The organism is Planktothrix tepida PCC 9214 (assembly GCF_900009145.1).
Taxonomy (GTDB): Bacteria; Cyanobacteriota; Cyanobacteriia; order Cyanobacteriales; family Microcoleaceae; genus Planktothrix; species Planktothrix tepida.
Map to the genome: position 1 here is coordinate 478,373 of NZ_LN889782.1, position 12,258 is coordinate 490,630.

The 12,258-nt window shown below is 41.5% G+C and carries 12 protein-coding genes and 1 pseudogene; 1 reads left to right on the forward strand and 12 read right to left on the reverse strand.

The annotated features are described in order from the left end of the window. Positions 1-44: 44 nt before the first annotated feature. The 5 genes from gltD to gvpA all read right to left on the reverse strand — a co-directional run bounded on the left by gltD (position 45) and on the right by gvpA (position 5,568). Positions 45-1,529 carry a glutamate synthase small subunit gene (gene gltD, locus PL9214_RS05030; protein ID WP_072717738.1) on the reverse strand — a complete coding sequence of 495 codons (1,485 nt, stop codon included), beginning with the start codon at positions 1,527-1,529 and terminating at the stop codon, positions 45-47. Between the two features lie 917 nt (positions 1,530-2,446). Next, positions 2,447-2,809 carry a gas vesicle protein gene (locus tag PL9214_RS05035; protein WP_072717739.1) on the reverse strand — a complete coding sequence of 121 codons (363 nt, stop codon included), beginning with the start codon at positions 2,807-2,809 and terminating at the stop codon, positions 2,447-2,449. Between the two features lie 8 nt (positions 2,810-2,817). Then, positions 2,818-3,999, reverse strand: coding sequence for a gas vesicle protein GvpN (gene gvpN, locus PL9214_RS05040; protein ID WP_072717740.1), 1,182 nt, complete (start codon positions 3,997-3,999; stop codon positions 2,818-2,820). Between the two features lie 122 nt (positions 4,000-4,121). Continuing rightward, entirely contained in the window at positions 4,122-5,144 is a 1,023-nt protein-coding gene (gvpC, locus tag PL9214_RS05045; protein ID WP_072717741.1) for a gas vesicle protein GvpC, read from the reverse strand. Positions 5,145-5,349: 205 nt separating this feature from the next. Beyond that, positions 5,350-5,568: a gas vesicle structural protein GvpA gene (gene gvpA / locus PL9214_RS05050; RefSeq protein ID WP_072717742.1), complete on the reverse strand. Its 219-nt coding sequence runs from the start codon at positions 5,566-5,568 to the stop codon at positions 5,350-5,352. Between the two features lie 262 nt (positions 5,569-5,830). On the opposite strand from gvpA, the gene PL9214_RS05055 reads away from it, so the two are divergent. After that, positions 5,831-6,613, forward strand: a complete 783-nt coding sequence (locus tag PL9214_RS05055) for a response regulator transcription factor (RefSeq protein WP_072717743.1) — start codon at positions 5,831-5,833, stop codon at positions 6,611-6,613. A 102-nt stretch (positions 6,614-6,715) separates the two neighbouring features. Here PL9214_RS05055 and PL9214_RS05060 read toward each other — a convergent pair whose 3' ends face one another. From PL9214_RS05060 to PL9214_RS05090, 7 genes and pseudogenes are all read right to left on the reverse strand, one after another. Beyond that, positions 6,716-7,132 (reverse strand): CAAD domain-containing protein, encoded by a 417-nt coding sequence (locus PL9214_RS05060; protein ID WP_072717744.1) that lies wholly within the window; start codon positions 7,130-7,132, stop codon positions 6,716-6,718. Positions 7,133-7,265: 133 nt separating this feature from the next. Beyond that, entirely contained in the window at positions 7,266-7,982 is a 717-nt protein-coding gene (locus tag PL9214_RS05065; protein WP_072718663.1) for an energy-coupling factor ABC transporter ATP-binding protein, read from the reverse strand. A 70-nt stretch (positions 7,983-8,052) separates the two neighbouring features. After that, positions 8,053-8,820, reverse strand: a complete 768-nt coding sequence (gene cbiQ / locus PL9214_RS05070; RefSeq protein WP_072717745.1) for a cobalt ECF transporter T component CbiQ — start codon at positions 8,818-8,820, stop codon at positions 8,053-8,055. 21 nt (positions 8,821-8,841) lie between these two features. Next, entirely contained in the window at positions 8,842-9,486 is a 645-nt protein-coding gene (cbiM, locus tag PL9214_RS05075; RefSeq protein WP_072717746.1) for a cobalt transporter CbiM, read from the reverse strand. 135 nt (positions 9,487-9,621) lie between these two features. Next, positions 9,622-10,131 carry a hypothetical protein gene (locus tag PL9214_RS05080; RefSeq protein ID WP_072717747.1) on the reverse strand — a complete coding sequence of 170 codons (510 nt, stop codon included), beginning with the start codon at positions 10,129-10,131 and terminating at the stop codon, positions 9,622-9,624. A 62-nt stretch (positions 10,132-10,193) separates the two neighbouring features. After that, complete coding sequence (locus tag PL9214_RS05085) at positions 10,194-11,072, reverse strand: DUF4382 domain-containing protein (protein WP_072717748.1); 879 nt, start codon at positions 11,070-11,072, stop codon at positions 10,194-10,196. Positions 11,073-11,247: 175 nt separating this feature from the next. Then, a pseudogene (locus PL9214_RS05090) lies at positions 11,248-12,181 on the reverse strand (RNA-guided endonuclease InsQ/TnpB family protein). Between the last annotated feature and the right edge of the window lie 77 nt (positions 12,182-12,258).

The following is a 12,258-nucleotide window of genomic DNA, read 5'->3' on the forward strand; positions in this document are numbered from 1 at the left end:
CGTCAAAAATCCCCCCAAAAACAGGAGGGATTTCTAACAACAAATTAAGGTAAATCCGTCTGTCCCATCAAATATAAATCACATTCACGGGCAGCGCCACGACCTTCATTAAACGCCCAAACCACAAGGCTTTGACCCCGACGACAATCACCCGCCGCAAACACCCCCGGAATACTGGTAGCATACTTGCCATGTTCAGCTTTAACATTACTGCGGGCATCCCGTTCTAAACCCAAAGCATCTAATAGCGGTTGTTCCGGCCCTAAAAATCCCATCGCTAATAACACTAATTGCGCGGGGATCACCTTTTCTGTCCCCGGAATGTGCTGTGGAATAAACTGACCCTTCTCATTTTTCGCCCACTCCACCTCAACGGTATGAATGGCTGTAACATTGCCATTGTCATCCCCTTCAAACTTCGTGGCGGTGGTCAGATAAACACGGGGGTCAGCCCCAAATTTTGCTGCCGCTTCTTCCTGACCATAATCCATTTTGTAAACCTTCGGCCATTCCGGCCAGGGGTTATTGGCAGCCCGTTCTAAGGGAGGTTTGGGTAAAATTTCCAACTGCACCACACTGTTGCAACCGTGACGAATAGAAGTGCCTACACAGTCTGTCCCCGTATCTCCCCCTCCAATAATCACCACATCTTTCCCCTCGGCGGAGATAAAATCACTTCCGGGTTGTCGATTTAAAACCGCTTGGGTGTTAGCCGTCAGGAACTCCATCGCAAAATGAATTCCCTTGAGATCTCGCCCTGCAATGGGAAGATCACGGGGTTTGGTCGCCCCGGTACACAAAATCACCGCATCAAATTCTTTTAACAGGTTTTCGGCGGGAAAGTCCTTGCCAACTTCGGTATTGCAAATAAACTTAACGCCTTCGTCTTCCAGCACCTTCAGCCGTCGTAGTACCACCTGTTCTTTATCGAGTTTCATATTGGGGATACCATACATTAATAATCCCCCTGGACGGTCAGCCCGTTCAAAGACCGTGACCCAATGACCCGCTTTATTCAGTTGCGCCGCCGCACATAATCCCGCAGGGCCAGAACCAATCACCGCGACTTTCTTTCCCGTGCGTTTGCTAGGAGGTTCAGGAGTGATCCAACCTTCATCCCAGCCTTTATCAATAATTGAACATTCAATATTTTTAATCGTAACCGGAGGGTTGTGAATGCCCAGAACACAGGAACCCTCACAAGGCGCCGGACAAACCCGACCTGTAAATTCAGGGAAATTATTAGTTTTGTGGAGACGGTCTAAGGCTTCTTTCCAAAGTCCGCGATAAATTAAATCGTTCCATTCGGGAATCAGGTTATTGATCGGACAACCGCTTGCCATCCCACTAATAATGGTTCCTGTATGACAAAAGGGAGTGCCACAGTCCATACACCGGGCGGCTTGGGTGCGAAGTTTATCATCCTCCATCGGGAGATGAAATTCATCCCAATTCCCAACTCGATCTAGGGGGGCGAGTTCCGCAGCAAGTTCGCGGGCATATTCCAGAAAGCCAGTCGGTTTTCCCATAATTTTTTCCGTTAAACTGTTGAGTATTGGTTGTTAGCAATCTTGATTCGGTTTACGGTCAAGGTTGTTTAATATATTCGCAGGGCTGTTGTTGAAAGGCTTAAATTGTTAGTTTTTCAACCTTCAGCCTGTTTTTTTTCTGGAAATCGTCAACAACTGATGACAAATTAGTAATTAACAAATTTGAGATACTTTAATTTTCCTCATTGTGATTCGCCCTGTTGAATTTTAGGGCATTTTTCAGATTAATTTAAGGACTGTTCAATATTTCTTAATGATGCCGAGGGCAGAAATCCATCCGGTTTTATCCGTCGTGATCACAAAACCTTTGGCAAAACAGAGATATCGAATTCAGTAGAGAATTATCGAGAAAACTATTAATAATCAAAAGCTTAGGTGTAGAGGATACCGTTTAGACACTGGGCAGAGTTATCCCCATTTTATTATTAAATAACTCCCTTCAGAGATAACCTAAACATTCCCTTGTCATTGCGATGGGCTTCGCGCCACCGTAGGCGATCGCTATTTCCCCTCAATACATAAGTTATTGATTTTGTCAAGAGTCCTTTCTAGGGTTGAACTGTCCCTCTCAAAAACTCGTGCATCGCCAAGCAAGAATTCTGTCAGCAATTCAAGATATTTGACGATGGCATCAGGGTTTTAACCTCAATTTTGACCCATAGACAGAATAACCCCTTGGGTGGTGTTTTTTATAGTCTACCAGAACCCCCATCAATTCGTCAACTATTTGAGAGTAATTTTCAATAAAATATCAATATTTCCTGACAATCTTTTGAAAAACAAAACAATATTGAAAAATGGATTAGAAAACCCGAACATTAATCCCGATTAGAACCATAGGTTCACCTCGGCTACAATAGATGAAATCGGAAGCGATTTATAACCCAAAGTTCATATTATTGCGTTTCTTCGGGTTGTTTTTGTGCTGTTAAAGCTTTTAATGCTTTGACTTCCTCCTCTAATAATTTCACCTGTTCTAATAATTGTTGATTACTGGCGGCTAAAACTTTCGCCTGACTGCTTAAATAGGGATCACTTTCCCACCAATTAATCCCAATTTCTCTGGCTTTATCCACCGAAGCAATTAACAACCGAATTCTAATATTGAGGAGTTCTGTTGAACCGACGGAAACAGAAATATCCCCAGCGATAACAATCCCTTTATCTAATACCCGTTCTAAGATATCAGCTAAACTTGATCCTTGGGTAGATGTGGGAACACTCCGTTGCAAATTTGAGAGAGGTTGCTGTGAGTTCATAAGTTAAATTAATTCTCCTTCTGCACAGCAAAAAAACGATTATCCTGCTGTTTAAGATAACCTTGTTTTAATAAAGAGCGCAATACATTCGTGGTTTGGACTCGATTTAATCCTAACGCCACTTCAATTTCTGAAACCCTCGCCCCTGTAGATTGTTGTAAATATTCATAAACTTTTTCTTCAATTTCTAAGTCATTGTTTTCTGTTAATAGTGCTTCCAACAAGAGTAAAGAATTCTGCTCAGAAGTGTCACCATCAGTTAATAGAATTTTGATCACTTTTTCTAATTTCCGGCGAGATTCTATTGATGGTAAAGCTGTGCGAGATAATAATACATCCGCACAAACGTCGATAAAATCTTGACTGTCTGCCTCAATGGTAATATCATGTTCATGACAGATTTTGGAAATCATTAATCCCGGTCTTAAACCTGATAATTTATTAATAGGGGCACGGAGATATTTACCATCTTGGACAGGTTGAATTGCTTGTTTTGGGGTAGTTATTTCTAAATAAATTTTGATTAATTTAATGATTTTTTGAGCATCTTCTGAAGAAATGCCAATTTTTTGAACTAAAATTTCTTGCTGTGTTTCCTCGTCGGGTTCTGGCATATCAATGGTAATTAACCGATCTAATAACGCATCTTGAGTTGCATGAACTCCACAGTATTCCTCTGGGTTTGAAGTCAGAATGGCTCTAAAATGGGGATGAACTCGAATATATTCTGAATTATTATTACTAGGAGGAAGCACTAATAATCTTTCCTCTAAAGCAGAGAGTAAAACGTTATTTGCTTCGGGATGAGAACGGTTAAATTCATCATAAACCAGGGTAAACCCTTCTTTACAGGCTAGGGTTAGACGAGAATCAACCCAATTTTGTCGGAATTCATCTTCTAATTTAACCACACTATGAATAAAGTTATCGACTACTTTTTTGCGAGTATAGCCAAGTTGGTTGCCAATTAAATCGGAAGACTGGAGCTCGTCATCGCCAAAAATTAAGACAATGGGACGGTTTAATAAATCCGCTAAGTGCATCGCTATAGTCGTTTTCCCGGTTCCGGCTGGCCCTCGTAAATGGAGAGAAAACCCACTATGAAGATACCTCAACCCTCGAATGGTAAGTTGTTCAAGTGCTGGAGTATTGACAAAGCCTTTAGGACGAGCTTGAAGCACGGTAGTCATATTTTTAATTCAATTAACAGCTAAAACACTGCCGAGTTTAGACGTTATCGGCAGGCTTAATTAAATGTTATCGCAGGGAACAGAGAATAGAAACTAGGGAGGGTAAGGAAACCTCGCCCTTACTATTTTTTAACAGGAATATAAACGCGATCGCGTTGAGAAATACGTCCCTGTTGTAATAAGATCCGAATCGCATCGACAGTCTGCACCCGATTAATTCCCAGAGCTTGTTCAATTTCCGCTAATCGAGCACCGTTCTCATGGCTTTGGATATAGTTGTAGACCCGTTGATCGAGAGTGGCGGGTTCAAGTTGCAATGAGGTATTGGTGGGTTGCGGTTGAACTGAACGCGGGGGCGTTTGGGGTTTAGGGGCGGGAGACTTAGCTTTTAAAGGAGGTTTTGAACTGAGAGGAGGTTGGGGGGTAGTGATAGCTGTTTTGGGCGGAATCGATTTGGGAGGGGTGACAACTGGGCTAGGTTCCCGGCGAGAATCGCCCCAAATACTGTGTTGGAGTTTTAGGTGATAGTCTTTCAGTTCGGCGCGAAAATGCCCCAAATCTTCAAATAACGCCTTCACTGTCTCTTGTCTTTGTATCCGACTTTCTTGGAGTTGTTGTTGTAACCCTTGTGCCATTTGTTGGTGCAGGCTGTCTAACTCCGCCAAATACTTTTGTACCGATTGGGATAGGGTTTGGCGAAATAACGCTAAGTCCTCAAGCAAAGGTTCCCGTAAGTCAAAACGCTGTTGCTGATAGTCTGCTAACAAACTTGCCACCGTATTTCCCAGGTCTTCTCGAAATTGCGATAACCGTTGATGCAGGTCAGTTGCAATTTCAGACCGTTCCTCAGAGGTTTGTTGCAGAAACTCCTCTACCTCTTTGGACAATTGCTGCATGAACTCTTCGAGTTGCTGTTGCAGTTCCTCGGCGAGTAACAAACGTTCTTCTTGGTTATTCGTTAATAAACCGTGAATTTGCTGTTGCAAATTCGTGACAAACTCTTGTCGAATTGCTTGATCGTCTAATGCTTGATTGTGGCGTTCCTGTTGCCAAAGAGTTAATGTCGTTTGAACCTGCTGTTGACGGTCTTGAACCGTCTGTTGGCGCTGGATGCGATCTTGTTGCCACTGGTCTTTCAAAGCCATAATTTCCAAACCCTCGTATCGGTGGATTGTGTCGTATTGGGCAATGGGTATGAGCCTTTAATCGGGTTAGTTGAACTTACATCCTAGCTGGATCAATCCTATAAAAGATTACTCTTGACAACTCTGACGCGCTCAAGCAATTTTCCATAACCTTAGCAAATCTTGGTGCTTTTTTGTTTCATACCCGTTGCTAATTTCAGAATTCTTAGACCGCAGGAACAGCCGCCTGTGAGGTTAAACCAACGGCTTCTGCATATTTGAGATAGGTTTCTACAGAAGCGATTACAATTCTCGCTTCGATAGCCAAAAGTTCGATCCCAACCAGGGAAACACGCACCCAAGCGTCAATGACAATCCCTTTATCTAAAATCCGATCAATCACTTCAGCCAGACTGGAGGATGAATTTACTTTTTCAACAGCCATGAGTCTATTGCTCCTTTTTGGTGGAAAGAACTGGGTATATCCTGATACAGTCCTTTGATGTCATCATACCCTAAACAACGACATTTTTGAGTCCCTTTTGTTACTTCTTTTTACAATTGCCGATATGGGGCTGGCTATTTGTTCATCAAACTTTACATTCTCAATAATGCTCTAACAAAAGTTTAAAATTTTTTACTATTCTATTATGGAACCCAATTCACATACACTGTGAAGACCGTAGCCCAAATTACTAGAGTAAATGATGCCCCGGATATTAGTCATAGATGATGACCCTGCGATCGCGGAACTGGTAGCCATCAACCTAGAAATGGCTGGCTACGAAGTTAGCCAAGCTGAAGATGGTATAAAAGGACAAGCTTTGGCAATGCAACTGTTGCCAGACTTAATTATTTTGGATTTGATGTTACCTAAAGTCGATGGGTTTACCATCTGCCAACGTTTACGTCGGGATGAACGCACGGCAGATATTCCCATTCTGATGTTAACGGCGTTAGGACAAACCCAAAATAAAGTGGAAGGGTTTAATGCAGGTGCGGATGATTATCTAACCAAACCCTTTGAGTTAGAAGAAATGTTAGCGCGGGTCAGGGCGCTCTTACGACGAACCGATCGCATTCCGCAAGCGGCTAAACATAGCGAAATTCTCAGCTACGGTGCTTTAACCTTAGTTCCTGAACGGTTTGAGGCGATTTGGTTTGAGAAAACCGTCAAGTTAACCCATTTGGAATTTGAACTGTTACACTGCTTGCTGCAACGTCATGGTCAAACGGTTGCTCCCAGTGAAATTTTAAAAGAAGTTTGGGGTTATGATCCCGATGACGATATCGAAACCATCCGAGTTCATATTCGTCATCTGCGAACCAAGATGGAACCCGATCCCCGTCATCCTCGATATATTAAAACGGTCTATGGTGCAGGGTATTGTCTGGAACTTCCGGGGAACGGTAAAGGAAACGCGGACGACCCCGCCATCGCTACAGAGTCTTCTGTAGATGGTAATGGAGTCAAGGGGAAGAAAAAGTAGGCATCAAGGGGAATAGGGGGAGTAGAGGAAGCAGGGGAAGCAGCGGGGGGAGAAATCATTAACTCCTATTTTCTGTCTCCTGTCTCCTTCCTCTATCTAAAGTTAGTCCCCAGTGATTTGTTCTTTGTAGGAATTAAATTCTTGAACTAATTCTTGACGGGTTGAAGCTTTTAGTAAGTAGCGGTAAACAAACCAAGCTGTATATCCCATGCCAATTAACTCAAAGGTAGGAGATAAAAGCGGAACATCATTGAGAGCATCAATGACGGCAAATAATACCTTCAGAGAAACAAGACCAGCTAAAATCAGAACAACGGTAATAATCGGTTTTTGGTAGGAGCCAAAAAAACTGGAGATATAACCCGGAAGTTCAGATAAAACCACGACAACTTTTTCTTTAATTTCATCAAACTGGGCATTGGCTGAAGTGGAAGTAATTGCACCGCCTGTTTCCACACTCACGTCTATTTGTGTTCCGCTAGAGGTAGATGTGTCCGTGATTTTCGTGGGTTCTTGCATTTTTCGTCTCCTTGTTTAAAAAAATGTGCAGTACCAATCGATTTTAAGCGAGAGAGAACAAGTTTTTGTCAGAATTAAACGATTTAGAAGTTAATTTTCAGCCAATTGACAGACCTAGACTGTTCCCAAACGCTTAATAATCTAACGGTAAACCACACTGTTCTAGGGTGGATCGATTTTGCAACAATTCTTCAGTGGGTTCATCCACTTGTATCCTTCCTTGTTTGAGAATCATGGCCCGTTGGGTAACTTGGGAAATCCACTGTAAATCGTGGGACGCAATCAACATCACTTCCACCGGAAGTTGAGATAAAATTTGCGCCAGTTCCCGACGCCACCAAGGGTCAAGACCATTCGTGGGTTCATCTAAGATTAAAATGGCTGGTTCTAAAGCTAAAACCGCCGCTAAAGCCGCGAGTCGTTTTTGTCCCCCGGATAATTCATAAACAGAACGATTTACACAGTCGGCTAACCCAAAATCTGCTAACAAATGAGTCGCTTGTACTAAGGCTTGCTCTGGGTCAACGCCATAGTTACAGGGGCCAAACATCACATCTTCTAAAATACTGGGCATAAACAGTTGATCATCGGGATCTTGAAAACAAAATCCCACCCGGCGACGAACTTCGGGTAAGGTGGGGGGTTGAACCGGAATTCCTTGAATCAAAATTTGACCAGAATTGGGTTGTTTTAATCCAATTAAATTTTCCATTAAGGTACTTTTTCCGGTTCCCGTTTGCCCTAATAAAGCAATCCGTTCTCCGGCCGTTAAGGAAAAGGAAATGCCTTGCAAAATTGGATCGTGCTGTGAATAACCAAAGACTAAATCTTGGACAAAAACAGCAGGAATCGGGGGGGTAGTTTCTCCCACCACAGAAATAGAGGGGTTTAAATAAGAATAACTCAAGGTTCAAGATCCACTAAAGAAACAGTTCAAATCCAATTAAGCTAGAGGCTATTAGTAAGGTGAGCAATAGAGCGATCACACTATAACTATCTAGGGTAACTTTTTTTTGAGTTCGGAGTTGAGTTGGGACTCCATATCCTCTTAATTGCATAGCTTTGTAAACTTGTTGGGATTGTTGATAACTTCGGATTAACAAACTTCCCGTTAAAGCTGCATAAATTTGTAAATTCCTCCGACTGATATTCCGAGGTTGAAACCCTCGCAATTGGGTAGCTCGTTGCATTTTTTGGAATTGATGCCCTAATTCAAATAAATACCGATAGGAAATCAACATAATATCTGTTAAAATGGGGGATAAACCGAGCGATCGCAATCCTTTAATTAAGGTTAAAAAAGAACTGGTTCCCAATAAAACTAATCCTAACGTAAAAATTGCTAAAAATCGGCTTACAATTAACAAAACAGCTAGGCAACCTTCCTGTCTGATGGTGATAATTCCCCCCTGCCAAATAATGGTATTTCCTGACAAAAACGGTAATAATCCCACCACTCCGACTAAGAAAAAACCTGGATAAGTTAACCGACGCAGGAGAAATTCCAGGGGGAGTTGAGACAGGGAATAAAATAAAACGGTAATCGTTAAAATGACGGGGACTAAACGCAAATCCTCCACTGAAGCAAAAGCAAACATTAAAGCCAATAATCCAATAATTTTGGCACGCACATCCCATCGATGCACCGGGGAATTAAAATTTGCATACTCATCAAAACTAAAATTCATGGAGATAACCACAGGAAGAGATCAATTGATTAAGATTTCGGGTTTAACTCGCCGTAAAAAATTCACGACCATTGCGGTAAAAATTCCCTCAATAAAAATCAACGGGACATGAGCTAACATTAATCCATAAATCGCTGCTTTTTCAGTGTCCTGATCCCAAGCTGAGGGTAAATTAGTAATGACAATACTAAAAAATAAAAGAGCAGCTAAACCGACTCCCACAGCACCGGATAAAAATCCAAACAAATTTAAGGATAAATTTTCACTCAATTTCAGCTTGATTTTGTTGCGGAGATTAAAAATAAAACCCGCAATTAAAGCTGGAATTCCCATAATTACGGCATTGATTCCGAGTGTTGTTAATCCTCCATGTCCAAACATCACAGCTTGAAATAATAAACCCACAAAAATTGCGGGAAACGCATACCAACCTAATACCGCCCCTAATAGTCCATTTAAGACAAAATGCACACTTGCAGGGGGGATAGGAAGATGAATTCCCGACGCTACAAAAAAAGCGGCTGTCAGTAAAGCAGCTTGCGGAATGCCCTCACTGGGATTAGATTGTCGATTAAGTTGTCGTAGGGAATACCAAAGGGTTAAACTGGTGATTGCATAGCCACTAATTAGAATTTTACTAGGAAGAATTCCTTCGGAAATGTGCATAAAATTTTACTCGATAATTAGCATTATTCCATGATGGTTATGACCTTTATTTGAAAAATCGTTAAACGGATAATCAAATCCTAACGATTGAGATAAAATTATCCTCTATCTAAAGAATTAATTCTGATTGTAACATCAAGATTTAGGGCTAACTATCTCTCTGTCTAGCTCTGGAGATAAACGCGGTGCTTTTGAACGCTGAAAAAATAAAGCCGTCCCGATACAACCCCAAATCACAGAAGCGATCATCACGCCTTTTTGGAGAGGACTCAACTCAGCTTTATTTGGAGTTAAAGCAGTCGATTTCCCCGTGAGAAAATTTTTAGATTCCAGGGGAATACTAATTAACGCTCCATGACCCGCTTGACGCACTTTAACTTCCCAATAGCCTGTTTTTTTGACATCTGGTGTAAAGGTAAAAGAGCCTTCTTCATCGGTTAATCCTTCTTTCCAAGGTTGGGTAGGATTATCGGGGGCATAAACCGTGACCTGGGCTTTTTTCATCGGAAACCCTGAGTCATACAGAGCTTTAATTTCAACGGCTGAAGTGAGTTGATATTCGGCTTTTGCTCCATGAGCGATCGCTCGTTCTTGTACACTTAAAATGGGAAACAAGAGGAACACAATGATCCATTGGTATTTCATATTGTCTACCTCCTAATTTATGATTATTCTTCTGATTGTAAACAATTTTTGAACAATCGGTTTTACTTTTTCAACGTTAATTCTTGACAATGGCCTTCCCCAACGTGAGCAATACTGGATAAAATACCGATTAATTTTTGATAATCAGCCGGAGATAATTTTTGTTTGAGTGTGGGTAAATCTGCTACTAATTCTCCGTTTGTAGCAATTTTTGACAAAGGTTCAAAACCCAAAGCCGTCGTATTAGGTTCCTCCGTAGCTGCGATTTTTCCATTTCCAAATAAATGATCAAAATGGAAGGTTGCTTCTAAATCCGCTTTTCCTCCAGGCTGCAAAATGCCCTTTCGTTCCTCTCCCACATAATCTCCACACAAAAACTGCATTTCTTGATCAAATTTGAGAATAAAAGGAACTTGTTGATCTCCTTTTTTTGCCACCCCTTCTATGACCATTACTTGACCTGCTAATATTCCTTCCGTTCCCTTGTTCAAATTCCACGAAATCGCGTTATACTTGCCAGGAGGAGCCGGAACTTCATTAATGACAATCGCCTGAGTATTTTCATCCCCTTCGGCTAAATCAACCGTTTTTTTAACCACTAAACTAATACTTGTTTTAGCAATGGGTTGACCTCCAGCTTCCGGGTTATAAGGGGGATCAGATTGATAAGCTGTTGCTTCACCAAAGTTGAGATAAATATGATCAAAATTGATGTTCCACCCATCTTTAGAAACCAATCCTTTCCGCACAAAATCTTCTCCATTTGCTTGAAATTGTATTGAACCGATTTCCCCGGTTTGGGTTGAATTGGGAGTAATTTGGGCTTGGGGAGTTTCCGACGTAGATGTTGAAGCAGTTGGAGTCTGAGGTTGAGAACAGCCGATTAGCGTAGCTACAATGAACCCCATTAGACAACTGCGCTGAATTTGTTGTTTTTTCATCTAAAGCTGCTCAATACAATCCTTCATCCTCTAGGAAACAGGTTTTTTCCTGTTATTGCAATACCCCCCTAGGGCATTAAAATCTGATTTAAGTCTTAAGAATTAATTCTGAAGATAGGCAACAATTTTAACTTCTTTCTTCCCCTAGGGAGAAACTCTTTTGACACTCACCGCCCTACAAGTGCGGTGATTCTTCGTTCACAGATTCAACATGCTTTGGCAGGATTGCTCCAACCAAAGTAGAGGCTAAATCTCCCGTTAGCGAAGCTGCGGGTCAGCGCTAGCGTTCGGATTTAAAATCCAGGTTCCTATGTGACCCGTAGTACCCAAGGCTAAATTCAGAATATTAATTGCGGCGTTCCAGTCTCTATCTAATACAAATCCACATTTACAAATATGTGTTCTAGTTGATAAAGATTTTTTGACTGTAGTACCACAGCTAGAGCAATTTTGACTTGTATAAGCTGGATTAACTGCAACAGTTACCCTACCAAATTTAACACCAAAATACTCTAACCACTTTCTGAATTGATGCCAACCTGCATCATTAATAGATTTAGCAAGACAATGATTTTTCACTAAATTCTTGACCCTTAAATCTTCGTAGGCTACTAAATCGTTAGATTGGATTACGCAACGCGCTATTCTCTTAGCGTGTTCTTCACGTTGCCTACTTATCTTAAGGTGTGTCCTGCCTAATTTATTAATAGCTTTTTTTCGATTAGCAGAGCCTTTCTTTTTGCGAGAAACGCGACGTTGATAAAATTTCAACCGTTTCTCACCTGTTCGATAAAATCTGGGATTGGGTTCTGTATGTCCGTTGCTATCTGTGTAGAACTCCTTAAGTCCTACATCCAAACCCATCGTTTTACCCGTTGGTTTAACGTCTACTTTCACATCAGTTTTAATTAAAAACTGAAGGCTTTAACAAACGGGTATTCGGCTCTTAATGCTGTGTTATGACGATAAAGCTCTTTTTGTCCTATGCCTCGGTTATCCATCCAAAAACGGATACACTTGTTACGGACAAACTGAGCAGTTTTAATCGCCTCGTCTATAGCAGCGTATTGAGTTGTTTTCCCTTTTGCCTTAAACTCTAGGACGAGCATTTGACGTGGAAAAACTCTACGGCAATATCATAACACAAATAAAATCGCCCTAAAAGGCTTGCCCTGAGACTTCGGTG